Raw genomic sequence first — 15,116 nt, forward strand, 5'->3', positions numbered from 1 at the left:
GTGGAGTTCCTTGCAATAGGGGTCACCGGATTGTGCCAGTTGTCCTGTCCCATACGCATGGATAACCGGACTATCTGTCAAGTGGGCGTGTCGGGAACATGAGAAGTGCTCACAGCTGCCCGGACGGAGCTGTGAGGCCGCGGGCGGACTAAACTCGATGGGTCGCGGCGTTGCCCGCGGCGCGCATCCCTGTCTTCCCCGGAGGTTCCACCATGACGATGTCCGCCCTGGGCGAGCCGTGCGTTCTGCTCAAGCTGGGCGAGATCGTCCTCAAGGGCAAGAATCGCGAGCTGTTCGAGCGGCGCCTGATCGCCAACATCCGCCACGCCCTCAAGGAGCTCGGCCTGGAGCTCGACGTGCGCAAGAGGCACGGCGTCATCGCGATCTTCCTGCCCGCGGGCTCGACCCCCGAGCAGGCCGAGACCGTGGCCCGGCGGGTCGCCGACGTCCCCGGGCTGGTCTGGATCCACCCCGCCTGGCGCGTCGCCAAGGACCCCGACACCGTCCTGAAGGCCGGCATCGAGCTCGTGCGCGACACCGACGAGGTCCGGCGCAAGGCGCCGTTCGCGGTCCGGTCCCGCCGCCGCGACAAGCGCTTCCCGCTGCGCTCCAACGAGCTCGACCGGCTCGTCGGCGGCGCCATCAACGACGAGTACGGCCTGCCGGTCGACCTGCGGCGCCCCGAGCTGACCGTGCACATCGAGGTCGACCGCGACGAGGTGTTCGTCTTCACCGGCGGGCTGCCCGGCCAGGGCGGGCTGCCGGTCGGCAGCAGCGGCCGGGCGCTCGTCCTCATGTCGGGCGGCATCGACTCGCCGGTGGCCGCCTACCGCATGATGCGGCGCGGCCTCCACGTCGACTTCCTGCACTTCTCCGGCATCCCGTTCACCACCTCGGAGTCGATCTACAAGGCGTACGCGCTGGTGCGCAAGCTGGACCGCTTCCAGGGCCAGTCGCGGCTGTGGGTGGTGCCGTTCGGCAAGGCGCAGCAGTCGATCCGCACCTCCGGCCAGGACCGGCTCGCGGTGATCACCCAGCGGCGGCTCATGCTCAAGACCGCCGAGGAGGTCGCCCACCGCATCCGCGCCGCGGCGCTGATCACCGGCGACGCGCTCGGCCAGGTCTCCTCCCAGACGCTGACCAACATCACCGCCCAGGACCACGCCGTCGAGCTGCCGATCCTGCGCCCGCTGGTCGGCTGGGACAAGACCGAGATCATGGCCGAGGCCCGGCGCATCGGCACGCTGGAGATCTCCGAGCTGCCCGACGAGGACTGCTGCAGCCTCCTCGCCCCCAAGCGGGCCGAGACCCGCGCCAAGATCGAGGACCTCAAGCAGATCGAGAAGCGCCTCGACGCCGAGGAGCTGGCCGTCCAACTCGCCGACTCCATCCAGGAGTACACCCTGTAGAGCCCGTGCGGGGCGGTACGGCGGCGGGCTCGTGGCCGGGCCGCCGTACCACGGCAGGTCGCTCGTGGCGGGACGGGCACATCTACGGGCACATCTACGGGCACATCCGCGGGCGCGTCAGACGGTCAGCGCCGCCGCGGCGGTCTTGCCGAGCAGCGGCGGCAGGTCCCGCATCACCGTGGCCAGCTCGTCCAGGTCGCCGTCCACCAGCGCCTGCGGGCCGTCGCACAGCGCCAGCTCCGGCTGCGGGTGCACGTCGATGATCACACCGTCGGCGCCCACGGCCACGGCCGCGCGGGTCAGCGGCAGCACCAGGTCACGCCGCCCGCCCGAGTGCGACGGGTCCACGATCACCGGCAGGTGCGACAGGCGCTGCGCGACCGGCACCGCCGAGATGTCCAGCGTGTTGCGGGTGGCGGTCTCGAACGTCCTGACGCCCCGTTCGCACAGCACGATGTCGAGGTTGCCGCGCTGCGCGATGTACTCGGCGGCCATGAGCCACTCCTCGATCGTGGCGTTCATGCCGCGCTTGAGCATGACCGGCCGGCCCGCCGCGCCGACCGCCTGGAGCAGCGCGAAGTTCTGCGCGTTGCGGGTGCCGACCTGGAGCATGTCGGCGTACGAGGCGACGAGCGCCACGTCGTGGGCGTCGACCACCTCGGTCACGATCGGCAGGCCCGTCTCCTCCCGCACGTCGGCCAGGATGCGCAGCCCCTGCTCGCCCAGTCCCTGGAAGGCGTACGGCGACGTGCGCGGCTTGTAGGCGCCGCCGCGCAGCAGCGTCGCGCCCGCCGCCTGGGCCATCCGGGCCGCCCCCAGCGTCTGCTCGGGCGTCTCCACCGCGCACGGGCCCGCGATCAGCGTCACGGTGCCGGGCCCGATCGGCACGCCGCCCACGTGGACGGTCGAACGCTCGGGATGGTTCTCCCTGCTCACCAGCTTGTACGGGGTCGACACGCGCATCACGTCCCGCACGCCGTCCATGCCGCGCAGCCCCGCGGCGTCGAGCTGGGCGACGTCGCCCACCAGGCCGACGATCGTGCGCTGCACGCCCCTGCTCACGAACGCCTCGACCCCGGCCGCCGTGGCGACCGCCACGATCGACTCGACGTCCTCACGCGTGGCCTCCTGGCCCATCACGATCACCATCTGTGCCTCCTTGAAGCGATGCCGCTGGAAGTGAAGTTCGGGAAGGGAAAAGTGTCCGGACAACGCGAAAGGCCCCGGGTCCTGACGGACCCGGGGCCTTTCGTTCGCCTGTCTGCTAGCGCAGCGTCAGATGGCGAACGGACTCGGGTCCGTCGCCATACCAAAACTGGATCGCGGTGCGCATAGTCCCGTCATAGTAGCGCACCGCCGGGGAACACGTATCGCACCCGGACGCGGATCCCCCGCGGCCCGGGTGGGAGGATGACTCCGGACCACGACACCGTGCGAGGGGAGTGCCCGTGGAGCAGTCGCGCCTGCCGCCAGGCCAGTACGTGCCGCGCGGCCGGCCAGTGATCCACTACGGCAGGGTGCCCGCCTTCAAGCCGGAGAGCTGGGACTTCCGCGTCTTCGGCGCGACCGCCTCCGGAGAGGAGCACTGCGTCACCTGGCCCGACTTCGAGCGGCTGCCCCGCAGGAGCGTGCTGGCCGACCTCCACTGCGTCACCAAGTGGTCGATCATGGGCAGCGAGTGGCGCGGTGTGAGCCCGGCCGCCATCCTGGCGGCCGCGCCGCCCGACCCCCGGGTGCGGCACGTGATGATCTGGGCCGAGTACGGCTACAGCGCCAACATCCGGATGTCCGACTTCACGGCCGCCGACACGCTGTTCGCGCTGGAGCTCGACGGCAAGCCCCTCGCCGCGGAGCACGGCCTCCCGGTGCGCCTCGTGGTGCCCCGCCTGTACGCGTGGAAGAGCGTCAAATGGGTGCGGGCCGTGGAGTACCTGTTAGAGGACCGGCGGGGCTTCTGGGAGGACCGGGGCTACCACAACATCGCCGACCCGTGGGGCGAGCAGCGTTACTCGTATCAGGAGGAGCCGGGCGAAGGGCCCGAGTAACTCTTGATCGGGGCAAACCGGGAGAGGATCTGGCTCTTTGTGGCCAAATCTTTACTGTGGGTTTGCGTATCGCTTGTGACCTTGGCGTTCTTGCGTCAGCGTAGATGCCATGCTGCGTCTCCTGGCCGTTGACGACGAACTGCCCGCACTGGAGGAGCTGGCATACCTGCTCCGCCAGGACGCGCGGGTCGAGCAGGTGCTGACCGCGTCCGACGGCGTCGCTGCCCTCCAGGACATGGTCCAGATGATCGGGGCGGGCGACCGGCTCGACGGGGTGTTCCTCGACATCGAGATGCCCGGCCTGAGCGGGCTCGACCTGGCCCGCCTGGTCGGCGGCTTCCCGAGCCCGCCCAAGCTCGTCTTCGTCACCGCCCACGAGCGGTGCGCGGTGCAGGCGTTCGAGCTGGAGGCCGTCGACTACCTCCTCAAGCCCGTCCGCGCCGAGCGCCTGTCGGAGGCCGTCCGCCGGCTCCAGGCCGCCGCCGGTCCGGCCGCCGAGTCCGGCCACGAGGACGTGATCCCGGTCGAGCTGGGCGGGCGGACCCGCTTCGTGCCGCAGCAGTCGATCTGGTTCGCCGAGGCCAAGGGCGACTACGTGCGGCTGCACACGGTCGACGGCAGCTACCTCGTCCGCATGTCGCTGGCCGCGCTGGAGCGGCGCTGGGCCGAGGCGGGCTTCATCCGGGTCCACCGCAGCACGCTCGTGTCGGCGCGGCACGTGAGCGAGATGCGCTTCGAGGGCGGCAGGGTGACCCTGACCGTCGGCACGGAGATCCTCAGGGTCAGCCGCCGCCACAGCCGGCAGGTCCGCGAGGCGCTCGTTCACCAGCACAGGGGCGCCTGCACCTGATCCCCGGCCCCCTCGCCCGGCCCTTGCCCGGACCTGGGGGCTCGGGACGCCCCCCCGGGGGGCGTGAGGGGCACGCTCGTGCGGGGACCGGGCGGGTGTGAAAGCCGTGCGCGCCCTGCCCGCGTGCCTGCCCCCTCCAGCCTGCCCAGGTTCTGTGACGCGCGGTGGTTTCCGCTGGTCACAGCGGGGTAATCGGGTCCTGGCTCGCCGTCCTCGGGTGTCCGCGCTCCGTTCACTCGCCGTTCACACCCCTCGCGCCGGTGCGCGAGCCCCTTGGGAGACCGCTCGTCGCGCCGGAATGACCGCTCGTCCGACGGCGACGCTCCGTATGGCGATGACTACACACCGTTCATCGAGCTGTGCGGAAACCGGGTGTCGGCCGGAAGATCGCGACCGTAGTGTTTCGGCATCGGACCAGCCACCCCGGCGCATCGGGGGACGAGCCGGGGGGGCTCACCGCACGCCTGATGCGCCGGATCCGCCGGTGACCGCCCAGGTCACCACGGCCGCCGGGCCCCTGCCGGGGGGTAGGGCCCGTCCGCCGGCCACGTGTAGGGGCGCCCGCCAGGGCCGCGAGCCTCTGGCCGCGATCCGCCAATCGGGGGCGCTGGATCGCGCCAGCGGGCGCCCCACACGAGCCTTCCTCCCCGGAAGGGCCGGCTCAGATCTGGTCGCGCAGGCTCTTCAACAGGTCGAGGTCGGCGCGGTGCTGGTCGGCCTTGCCGGGCGTCTCGATGCAGATGGGCACGCCCGCCACCGCCGGATGACGCATCAGCGCGCCGAACGGCGCGCTGCCGATCAGGCCGGCCCCGATGTTCTCGTGGCGGTCCTTCTTGGAGCCGCACGCGTCCTTGGAGTCGTTGGCGTGGATGAGCCTGAGCCGTCCCTCCGCCACCTTGTGCAGCGTGTCGAACGTCTCCCGCAGCCCCTCCTCGCTCGTGAGGTCGTGGCCGGCGGCGAAGGCGTGGCAGGTGTCGAGGCACACCCCGGCCCGGGGGTGCCAGTCGAGGGCCGCCAGGTAGGGCTCCACGTCCTCGACCGTCGCGCACAGCATCGCGCCCTGCCCGGCCATCGGCTCCAGCAGCACGTCGGGCCCGCCGTCGGGGATCTCTTCGAGCAGCGGCAGCAGGTGCTCGTGAAGCTGGCGCATCGCGTCGTCGCGCGGCTGCGTCACGGCCGAGCCGGTGTGGACCACGACCCCCTTGGCGCCGATCTCGGCGCCGCGCCGCAGCGTGTGGCGCAGGACCGCGACCGAGTTGGCGAGCGTCTCGGGGCTGGGCGAGCCGAAGTTGACGAGGTACGGCACATGGACGTAGGTCTCGACGCCCGACTCGGCGAGCTTGGCGTCCTCGTCGGGCCTGCCTTCGGCGAGCGCCCAGCCGCGCGGGTTGGTGACGAACACCTGGATCATCTCGGCGCCGATCTCGGCCATGTAGGCGAGGCCGCCCTTGGCCAGGCCGCCGGTGACGAAGACGTGTGCGCCGATGAGAGAGCGTGAGGTCATGATGCTCTCAGTTTAGGAGGCGCCGCCGACCGTTCCCGCCGCGCACGCGCCTTGGAGCATGCCACGAAAAGACCTGGCCAACGGGGCGCGCGGTTCGGAGTTCTCGGGGATGGACCGGGAATGACGGGCATGTGTGTACTGCTGGCATGCCCGAGACGCTCACCGCCCTGGACCGGTTCAACGCGGCGGCGGACGCCGAGGCGGAGCGGGAGCTGCTGTCCTGCTGCGCCTCCCGTGCGTTCGCCACCGCCGTCGCGGCCGGCCGGCCGTACGAGGACCCGGAACGGCTCGCGGGCGCGGCCGAGGCGGCCGTGCGCGGCCTGGACTGGCCGGACGTGCTGGAGGCGCTGGCCGCCCACCCGCGTATCGGCGAGCGCCCGGCGGGCGCCGCCCGCGAGGCCGCCTGGTCGCGCCGGGAGCAGGCGGGCGTGGAGGACCGGACGCGGCGGGAGCTGGCCGAGGGCAACCGCGCCTACGAGGACCGGTTCGGCCACGTCTACCTGATCTGCGCCGCCGGTCTGACGGGGACCGAGATGCTGGCGCGGCTGCGCGAGCGCCTGGGCAACGACGAGGCCGCCGAGCGGGCCGTCGTCCGCCACGAGCTGGCCGAGATCACCCGGCTGCGCGTCGGCAGGCTCCTCGGGGAGGCACAGTGAGCCGGGGTGAGAGGCCGTGAGCTTCTCGACGCACGTCCTCGACGCGGTGAGCGGCCGTCCCGCCGCCGGCGTCCTCGTACGGCTGGAGCACGACGGCGGGGTGCTGGCCGAGGGCCGCACCGACGAGGACGGCCGGATCACCGGCTGGACGCCCGGCCCCGGCGTCAACCGCGTCGTCTTCGACACCGGCGGCTACCTGGCCGAGACCTTCTACCCGGAGGTCGTCGTCGCCTTCACCGTCACCGACCCCTCGGCGCACCACCACGTGCCGCTGCTGCTCAGCCCGTACGCGTACTCCACCTACCGAGGGAGCTAGATGGCGATCATCCTGGGGCCCAACCGCTACGGCAAGGCGGAGACCAGGCTCGTGCGCGTCACGAGGGACGGAGCGACCCACCACCTCAAGGACGTCAACGTCAGCACCTCCCTGTCGGGCGACATGGAGGCCGTGCACCTGACCGGTGACAACACCGCCGTGCTGCCCACCGACACGCAGAAGAACACCGTGTACGCCCTGGCCAGGAAGCACGGCGTGGACCAGGTCGAGGACTTCGCGCTGCTGCTGGCCCGCCACTTCACCACCGCGCAGCAGGCGATCCGCCACGCCCGCGTGGAGGTCGAGGAGTACGCCTGGGACCGGATCCCCGTCACCGGCCACTCGTTCGTGCGCCGGGGCGGCGAGGTACGCACCTGCGTCGTCCACCACGACCGCGACGGCCGGGCCACCGTCGTGTCGGGGCTGACGGACCTCGTCGTCCTCAACACCACCGGCTCGGAGTTCCACGGCTACGCCGTCGACGAGTACACGACCCTCCCGCCCGCCACTGACCGCGTGCTCGCCACCGCCGTCACCGCCCGGTGGCGGCACGCCGGCGACACCCCCTCCTACGGCGACTCGTACGAGCGGGTGCGGTCCTGCCTGCTGGCGGCGTTCGCCGGCACGCACAGCCTGTCGCTCCAGCAGACCCTGTACGCCATGGGGGAGCGGGCCCTGTCGGAGTGCCCCGAGATCTGCGAGATCAGGCTCGCGCTGCCGAACCGGCACCACGTCGCCGTGGACCTGTCGCCGTTCGGCCTCGACAACGACAACGAGGTGTTCCACGCCGCCGACCGCCCCTACGGCCTCATCGAGGGGACCGTGCTGCGGGACGACGCGCCCGAGCCCGGATTCGCCTGGGAGTGACGGTTGGGAGTGACGATGGACTTCTTGCGCCCCACGACGTGGGAGGAGGCGCTGGCCGCCAAGGCGGACCGGCCCGAGGCGCTGCCCCTCCAGGGCGGCACCGACGTGATGGTGGAGATCAACTTCGGCGTGCGCAGGCCCGAGGCGCTGCTGGACCTCACCCGGGTGGCGGAGCTGCGGGAGTGGTCCGTGGCGGACGGCGTGTGCCGGCTCGGCGCGGGCGTGCCGTACACGACCGTGGTCGAGGAGCTGGGCGGCGTGCTGCCGGGGCTGGCGCAGGCGTCGCGGACCGTCGGCTCGCCGCAGATCCGCAACCGCGGGACGGTCGGCGGCAACCTCGGCGCGGCCTCGCCCGCCGGCGACAGCCACCCGCCGCTGCTGGCCGCGGGCGCCGTCGTCGAGGTGGAGTCGCGCGACCGGGGAGTCAGGGTGATCCCGGCCCACGCCTTCTACCTGGGCGTGAAGCGGCCGGCGCTGGAGCCGGACGAGCTGATCCGGGCCGTGCGCGCCGGCGTCGCCGCCGGGCCGCAGTACTTCTCCAAGGTCGGCACCCGTAACGCCATGGTCATCGCGGTCTGCTCGTTCGCCCTGGCGCTGCACCCGGCGCAGCGGCGGGCCGGCACCGGCATCGGCTCGGCCGGGCCCACGCCGCTGCGCGCGACGGAGGCCGAGGACTTCCTGGCCCGCGAGCTCGACTGGGACGCGCCGCCCGGCGCGCCGCTCGGCGCGGGGCTGCTGCGGCGCTTCGGCGAGCTGTGCTCGGCCGCCGCCTCGCCGATCGACGACGTGCGCGGCACCGCCGCCTACCGCAGGCACGCCGTCGCCGTGATGGCCCGGCGGACGCTGACCTGGGCCTGGCACGACCACGTGGGAAGGAGGGCCGCCTGATGCGCGTCACGCTCACCGTCAACGGCCGCGAGGAGACCGCCGACGACGTCTGGGAGGGCGAGAGCCTCCTGTACGTGCTGCGCGAGCGGCTGGGGCTGCCCGGCTCCAAGAACGCCTGCGAGCAGGGCGAGTGCGGCTCCTGCACGGTGTACCTCGACGGCACGCCGGTCTGCGCCTGCCTGGTCGCCGCCGGGCAGGCCGACGGCCGCCGCGTGCGGACCGTCGAGGGCCTGGCCGAGGCCGGCCGGCTGGATCCCGTCCAGGAGGCGTTCGTGGAGTGCGGCGCCGTCCAGTGCGGCTTCTGCACGCCCGGCCTGATCGTGCAGGCCCACGACCTGCTGAGCCGCGTCGAGCGGCCCTCCGACGCGGAGATCCGCGAGGCGCTGGCGGGCAACCTGTGCCGCTGCACCGGCTACGAGAAGATCCTCGACGCCGTCCGCCTCGCCGCCGGCCGCAGGGCGACGGCCGGCTCGCCACAGGGGGAGGGAGGCGCTTGAGCGCGCTGCTCATCGAGAACGCGTACGTTGCGCCCGTCGCCGGGCCCGAGATCCGCCGCGGGTACGTCCTCGTCGAGGGCGACCGGATCGCCGCCCTCGGTCCCATGAGCGAGGTCCCCGGGGCGGCCGGCGCGGAGCGGATCGACGGCACCGGCTGCCTGGTGACGCCCGGCCTCGTCAACACCCACCACCACCTGTACCAGTGGGCCTCCCAGGGACTGGCCCAGGACGCGACGCTGTTCGAGTGGCTGGTGACGCTCTACCCCGTGTGGGCGGCCATGGACGCCGAGGTGGTCCACGGCGCGGCGACGGCGGGGCTCGGCCACCTCGCGCTGTCCGGGTGCACGACCTCCAGCGATCATCACTACCTCTTCCCCCGGGGCCGCGGCGACCTGCTGGCGGCCGAGATCGACGCCGCCCGCGCGGTGGGCCTGCGCTTCCACCCCGCGCGCGGCTCCATGGACCGCGGCCGGTCACGGGGCGGGCTGCCGCCGGACGAGGTGGTCGAGCCGCTGGACGCCATCCTCGACGCCACCGCCGAGGCCGTGGACACCTACCACGACCCGTCGTTCTCCTCGAAGCTGCGGATCGCGGTGGCGCCGTGCTCGCCGTTCTCGGTCAGCTCCGACCTCATGACCGCGGCGGCGGCGCTGGCCAGGTCCAAGGGCGTGCGCCTGCACACCCACCTGGCCGAGACGCTCGACGAGGAGGAGCTCTGCCTGGAGCAGACGGGCGTGCGGCCGGTCGATCACATGGAGAAGCTCGGCTGGCTCGGCGAGGACGTGTGGGTGGCGCACGCCGTCCACCTGAGCGACGCCGACATCGACCGGTTCGCCGCGACCGGCACCGGCTCCGCGCACTGCCCGTCGTCCAACGGCCGGCTCGGCGCGGGCGTCGCCCGGGTGTCCGAGATGCTGCGGCGCGGCGCGAACGTGGGCCTCGGCGTCGACGGCAGCGCCTCCGCCGAGCTGACCGGCCTGGCGGGGGAGATGCGGCAGGCCCTGCTGTTCCAGCGGGCGCTGAACGGGCCCACGGCGCTGACCGCCCGCCAGGCGCTGGAGCTGGCCACCCTGGGCGGGGCCCGCAACCTCGGCCGTGGTCACGAGCTCGGCACCCTGGAGCCCGGCAAGCTGGCCGACGTGGCGCTGTGGCGGGTGGACGGGCCGTTCGCCTCGGCGGTGGAGGACCCGGTGTGCGCGCTGGTCCTCGCCACCGCGCAGCCGCCGCTGGCCCGCCTGCTCGTGGGCGGCGAGACGGTCGTGGAGGACGGCGAGCTGCGGACCGTGCCCCACGACACGGCGGGGGAGGCGGGCGCCCGGGCGCACCGCCGGCTGACCCGGCTGGCGCGGGAACGGGGCGTCCCGGTCACCCCGGAGCCGCGACGGGACCCTTGACGCCGTCGGCCGGGAAGGTCCGGCCCCCGCCCGCGCCTTGATCCGTAGGCTGGTGGGCATGCCGACCCGTCCGAACGCGCACGACGTCACCTTCGCGAGCGGCGAGGTGGCGCTGGCCGGCTCGCTGGCGGTCCCCGGCACCGCGGCGGGCGGCGCGGGCGTGGTGATGGTCGGCGGGTCAGGTCCGACCGACCGGGACAACGACACCTACTTCCCCCCGATCCGCCGGCACCTGGTCGAGGCCGGCATCGCGGTGCTGTCGTACGACAAGCGCGGCGTCGGCGCGTCGTCCGGCGACTGGCGCGACGCGACCGTCGACGACCTGGCCGCCGACGCCGTGGCCGCGCTGGACTTCCTGCGCACGCGACCCGGCGTGCGCGCCGACGCGGTGGGGCTGTTCGGGCACAGCGAGGGCGGCTGGGTCGTCCTGCGCGCCGCCACGGCCCGCGACGACCTGCCCTGGGTGGTCACCAACAGCGGCCCCGCGACGACCCCGGCGGTCCAGGAACGCCACGCGCTGCTCAACCGCCTGCGCCAAGCCGGCGCGGCCCCCCGGGACGCCGGCACGGCCCTCGCCCTGTACGACGCCCTCGTGGACGCGGGACGCCGCGGCGCCGGCTTCGCCGCGGCGGCACGGCTCGTGGAGGCGGGCGGCGGGCCGTCGACGCTCGGCGACCACTGGGCCGGCATGGACGAGCGCCTCTGGGGCTTCCTCAGCCGCAAGCAGGACCACGACCCCCTCCCGGACGTCCACCGCCTGCGCTGCCCCCACCTCGCGCTCTTCGGCGGCGCCGACGAGCTGGTCCCGGTGGCCGACAGCGTCCGCCTGCTCGCGGGCGCGGCCTGCCGTCCCGGCCGCCATCCCCGCGCGACGCTGACCGTGGAGGTGTTCCCCGGCGCCGACCACCGTGTCCGTACGGACGGCGGCGTCCGCCCGGCCCCCCGCCACCTCGACGCCCTCACCCGGTGGATCGGGGACCGGACACGCACCGGCGCCTCCGCCTCCACCCGCCGCGGCAGCTGACCCGTGGCCGGCTCACCCGGCACCCGCGCCGGGCGGCGGTGGGGGAAGTGTGATGATGAGTCCCACGCCGGCACGCCGCCGCTCCGACCGCTCGACCGGCCGGGCGGGGTGGGAGGGCCGGGCAACGTTCGTCGTCGCGTGGGAGTTCGCAGTGGTTGAGCACGTGCTTGTCGCCCCGGACAAGTTCAAGGGTTCGCTGACGGCCGCGGAGGTCGCCGCGAGGGTGTCGGCCGGACTGGGCGTCCCGGTGGTGGAGCTGCCGGTGGCCGACGGCGGCGACGGCACGGTGGACGCGGTGGTGGCCTGCGGCTTCACCCGGGTCACGCTGGAGGTGACCGGCCCTACCGGCCTGCCCGTACGGGCCTCCTACGCCTGGCACCCCACCGGGACGCCCTCCGGCACCGGGGCCGGCGGGGTCCCGACCGCGGTGGTGGAGCTGGCCGAGGCGTCCGGGCTGCGCCGGCTGCCCGGCGGCCGTGACCCCCTGACCGCCACCAGCCACGGCACGGGCGAGCTCGTCGCCGACGCCGTGGCCCGGGGCGCCCGGCGGATCGTGCTGGGCCTGGGCGGCAGCGCGTCCACCGACGGCGGGGCGGGCATGGCGCGGGCCCTCGGCGCGCGGTTCCTCGACGCGGACGGCAAGGAGCTGGAGCCCGGAGGGGCGGCGCTCACCAGGCTCGACCGCATCGACATCAGCGCATTCGCCGACCTCTCGGGCATCGAGTTCGTGGTGGCCAGTGACGTCGACAACCCCCTCCTCGGCCCGCACGGCGCCGCGGCCGTCTACGCCCCGCAGAAGGGCGCCGACCCGGCGCAGGTCAAGGTGCTGGAGGCCGCTCTGACCAGGCTGGCCGCCGTGGCCACCAGGACGCACGGGCTCGTGGGCGCGGTCGAGCACGACGACAGGCCGCGGCCCATGGGCGTCGCGGGCGCGCCCGGCGCGGGGGCGGCCGGCGGGGTGGGCTTCGCCGCCCTGGCGTTCCTGGGGGCGGAGATCCGTCCCGGCATCGAGTACCTGCTCGACCTGCTGGGGTTCGGTGAGCTGGTGAAGGGCGCCCGGCTGGTGGTCACCGGGGAGGGATCGCTGGACGAGCAGTCGCTGCGGGGCAAGGCCCCCGTCGGGGTCGCTCAGGCGGCGGCCAGGGCGGGCGTGCCCGTGGTGGCCGTCTGCGGGCGCCGCACGCTGTCCGACGCCGACCTGAAGGCGGCGGGCATCGAGGCCGCGTACGCGCTCACCGACCTGGAGCCCGACCCCGAGCGCTGCATGACGGACGCCGCCGCCCTCCTCGAACGCCTGGCGGCCCGCCTGGCCGCCGACCGCCTCTGACTCCCGGCACATGCGGCACGCGATGAAGGGACGGGGGAAGGAGACGGTCATGGACGAGCTGGTGGTGCGGTCGCGGAGGGTGGTCACCCCCGAAGGCGTGCGGCCCGCCGCCGTCGCCGTGCGCGGGGGCAGGATCACGGCGCTGCACGCGTACGCCGCCCCCGTCGAGGCCGCCGAGGACGTCGACCTGCGCGACCTGCCCCTCCTGCCGGGCCTGGTCGACACCCACGTCCACGTGAACGAGCCGGGCCGCGCCCACTGGGAGGGGTTCGCGTCGGCGACCCGGGCGGCGGCGGCCGGAGGCGTCACCACGATCGTGGACATGCCGCTCAACTCCATCCCGCCCACCGTCAGCCCCGACGCCCTGGACGCGAAGCTGCGCGCCGCCGAGGGCCGCTGCCACGTGGACACCGGCTTCTGGGGCGGCGCCGTCCCGGGCAACGTGGAGTGGCTCCGGCCGCTGCACGAGCGCGGGGTGCGCGGGTTCAAGTGCTTCCTGTCGCCCTCCGGGGTGGACGAGTTCCCGCCGCTCGGCCCCGGCGAGGCGCGGCGGGCGATGGTCGAGATCGCCGGGTTCGGCGGGCTCCTGGTGGTGCACGCCGAGGACCCGGCGCTGCTGGCCGAGCCCGCCGGACCCGCGTACCGGGACTTCCTGGAGTCGCGGCCCGGCGCGGCCGAGCGGAGCGCGGTGGAGCAGGTGATCCGGCTGGCCGAGGAGACCGGCGCGCGGGTGCACGTGCTGCACGTCTCCAGCGCCGCCTGCCTCGAACCCCTGGAGGACGCCCGGGCGCGGGGCGTGCCGGTCACCGCCGAGACCTGCCCCCACTACCTCACGCTCACGGCCGAGCAGGTGCCGGAGGGCGACACGAGCTTCAAGTGCTGCCCGCCGATCCGCGACGGGGCCAACCGCGACCTGCTCTGGGACGGCCTGGCGCGCGGCGTGCTCGACTGCGTCGTCTCCGACCACTCGCCGTCCACCGCCGACCTCAAGGTGCCCGACTTCGCCGCCGCCTGGGGCGGCGTCGCCTCCCTCCAGCTCGGGCTGTCCGCCGTCTGGACGGAGGCGTCCCGCAGGGGGTACGGGCTGGCGGACGTGGCCCGCTGGATGTCCACCCATCCAGCCGCAATAGCCAAAATTTCGCGAAAAGGCGCGATAAAGCCGGGCAATGACGCCGACCTGGTGGCCTTCGACCCCGACGCCCCGAACCTCGTGGACGCCGGCCGCCTCCACCACCGCAATCCCGTCACCCCGTACCACGGCCGCACCCTGAAGGGCGTGGTGCTCACCACGTGGCTCCGGGGCCGGCCCGTCGACGGAGAGCCGTACGGGACCTTCCTGCTGGGAGAGAAGTAGATGATGTCGCAGCGGCCCACCTCCGGCTTCACCACGCTGCCCGACCTGGCGCTGCGCACGCTGGGCGGCTCGGTCGTCGCCGCCAGCGACGAGTCGTTCGCCGAGAAGGAGAGCCTGATCCGGCCCGGCCGGCCGGCGTTCCGGCCGGAGACGTTCGGCGGCAGGGGCCAGGTGTACGACGGGTGGGAGACGCGGCGACGGCGCGAGCCGGGGCACGACTGGGCGATCGTCCGGCTCGGACTGCCCGGCGCCGTCCGGGGCGTGGTCATCGACACGGCCTGGTTCACCGGCAACCACCCGACCCACGCGTCGGTCGAGGCGGCGGCCGTGGACGGACACCCGTCGCCCGCCGAGCTGGCCGGCGCCCGCTGGGTGGAGATCGTGCCCCGGCTGCCGCTGCGCGGCGACGCCGAGCACCCGGTGGAGGTGGCCGACGACGGCCGCTACACGCACGTGCGGCTGAACATGTTCCCCGACGGCGGCATCGCCCGGCTGCGCGTCCACGGCGAGGCGCGCCCCGACCTGTCGGTGTACGACGGCCTGAGCCTCGACCTGGCGGCGCTGCAGAACGGCGGCCGGGTCACCGCCTGCTCCAACGCGTACTACTCCGCCCCCGACAACGTCATCGCCCCCGGCCTGGCCCGCCATCAGGCGGAGGGCTGGGAGACCGCCCGCCGCCGCGAGGAGGGCAACGAGTGGCTGGTCATCCGGCTGGCCGGGCGGGGCGTCGTCAGGCTCGCCGAGATCGACACCACGAACCTGATCTTCAACGCGCCCGCCGCCGTGACGCTCACCGGCCTCGACGGGGACCGCGAGGTCGAGCTGCTGCCATGGACGCGGCTGCAGCCGGACACGCCGCACCGCTTCCGCCTCGGCCACGCCGATCCGGTGACGCACGTGCGGGTCGACATCCACCCCGACGGCGGCCTGGCCCGCGTGCGCCTGCACGGCCACCTCACGGGCTGAGCGGCCGGCCCCCGGACCG

At 74.0% G+C, this 15,116-nt stretch carries 15 protein-coding genes; 13 read left to right on the forward strand and 2 right to left on the reverse strand.

Translation table 11 applies throughout. From position 1 onward, the window contains the following. The first annotated feature begins 212 nt into the window (after window positions 1-212). Entirely contained in the window at window positions 213-1,409 is a 1,197-nt protein-coding gene (gene thiI, locus ABZS51_RS18150) for a tRNA uracil 4-sulfurtransferase ThiI (protein WP_310714232.1), read from the forward strand. Between the two features lie 117 nt (window positions 1,410-1,526). Here the strand turns inward: thiI and aroF are convergent, their stop codons facing one another. Further along, complete coding sequence (aroF, locus tag ABZS51_RS18155; protein ID WP_310714233.1) at window positions 1,527-2,558, reverse strand: 3-deoxy-7-phosphoheptulonate synthase; 1,032 nt, start codon at window positions 2,556-2,558, stop codon at window positions 1,527-1,529. Between the two features lie 299 nt (window positions 2,559-2,857). Between aroF and ABZS51_RS18160 the strand changes: the two genes are divergently transcribed. Beyond that, window positions 2,858-3,454, forward strand: coding sequence for a molybdopterin-dependent oxidoreductase (locus ABZS51_RS18160; RefSeq protein WP_355441968.1), 597 nt, complete (start codon window positions 2,858-2,860; stop codon window positions 3,452-3,454). 109 nt (window positions 3,455-3,563) lie between these two features. Further along, complete coding sequence (locus ABZS51_RS18165) at window positions 3,564-4,304, forward strand: LytTR family DNA-binding domain-containing protein (protein ID WP_355441971.1); 741 nt, start codon at window positions 3,564-3,566, stop codon at window positions 4,302-4,304. A gap of 661 nt (window positions 4,305-4,965) precedes the next feature. On the opposite strand, the gene ABZS51_RS18170 is transcribed toward ABZS51_RS18165, so the two are convergent. After that, entirely contained in the window at window positions 4,966-5,808 is an 843-nt protein-coding gene (locus ABZS51_RS18170; protein WP_355441974.1) for a deoxyribonuclease IV, read from the reverse strand. Window positions 5,809-5,954: 146 nt separating this feature from the next. Between ABZS51_RS18170 and uraD the strand changes: the two genes are divergently transcribed. From uraD to alc, 10 genes are read left to right on the forward strand one after another with little or no spacing between them, the layout of a single operon-like run. Next, entirely contained in the window at window positions 5,955-6,464 is a 510-nt protein-coding gene (gene uraD, locus ABZS51_RS18175) for a 2-oxo-4-hydroxy-4-carboxy-5-ureidoimidazoline decarboxylase (RefSeq protein WP_355441977.1), read from the forward strand. A gap of 16 nt (window positions 6,465-6,480) precedes the next feature. Continuing rightward, the gene (gene uraH, locus ABZS51_RS18180; RefSeq protein WP_310714244.1) at window positions 6,481-6,780 is read left to right on the forward strand and encodes a hydroxyisourate hydrolase; all 300 of its coding nucleotides are present in this window, start codon (window positions 6,481-6,483) and stop codon (window positions 6,778-6,780) included. Beyond that, on the forward strand, window positions 6,781-7,647 hold the full coding sequence (gene pucL, locus ABZS51_RS18185) for a factor-independent urate hydroxylase (RefSeq protein ID WP_355441981.1): 867 nt from the start codon (window positions 6,781-6,783) through the stop codon (window positions 7,645-7,647). A gap of 15 nt (window positions 7,648-7,662) precedes the next feature. Continuing rightward, window positions 7,663-8,535 (forward strand): FAD binding domain-containing protein, encoded by an 873-nt coding sequence (locus tag ABZS51_RS18190; protein ID WP_310714248.1) that lies wholly within the window; start codon window positions 7,663-7,665, stop codon window positions 8,533-8,535. Beyond that, the gene (locus tag ABZS51_RS18195; protein WP_355441984.1) at window positions 8,535-9,032 is read left to right on the forward strand and encodes a (2Fe-2S)-binding protein; all 498 of its coding nucleotides are present in this window, start codon (window positions 8,535-8,537) and stop codon (window positions 9,030-9,032) included. Before ABZS51_RS18190 ends, ABZS51_RS18195 begins: the two co-directional genes overlap by 1 nt. Next, window positions 9,029-10,426: an 8-oxoguanine deaminase gene (locus ABZS51_RS18200; protein WP_355441987.1), complete on the forward strand. Its 1,398-nt coding sequence runs from the start codon at window positions 9,029-9,031 to the stop codon at window positions 10,424-10,426. Before ABZS51_RS18195 ends, ABZS51_RS18200 begins: the two co-directional genes overlap by 4 nt. A 58-nt stretch (window positions 10,427-10,484) precedes the next feature. Beyond that, entirely contained in the window at window positions 10,485-11,450 is a 966-nt protein-coding gene (locus tag ABZS51_RS18205) for an alpha/beta hydrolase (RefSeq protein ID WP_355441990.1), read from the forward strand. 52 nt (window positions 11,451-11,502) lie between these two features. After that, a complete protein-coding gene (locus tag ABZS51_RS18210) occupies window positions 11,503-12,777 on the forward strand; it encodes a glycerate kinase (protein ID WP_355441994.1) in 1,275 nt (424 codons plus the stop codon). Window positions 12,778-12,826: 49 nt separating this feature from the next. After that, entirely contained in the window at window positions 12,827-14,131 is a 1,305-nt protein-coding gene (gene allB / locus ABZS51_RS18215; protein ID WP_355441997.1) for an allantoinase AllB, read from the forward strand. Continuing rightward, on the forward strand, window positions 14,132-15,097 hold the full coding sequence (alc, locus tag ABZS51_RS18220; RefSeq protein WP_355442000.1) for an allantoicase: 966 nt from the start codon (window positions 14,132-14,134) through the stop codon (window positions 15,095-15,097). Window positions 15,098-15,116 lie beyond the last annotated feature (19 nt).

This window comes from Nonomuraea sp. NPDC005501 (assembly GCF_040605905.1).
Lineage (GTDB): Bacteria > Actinomycetota > Actinomycetes > Streptosporangiales > Streptosporangiaceae > Nonomuraea.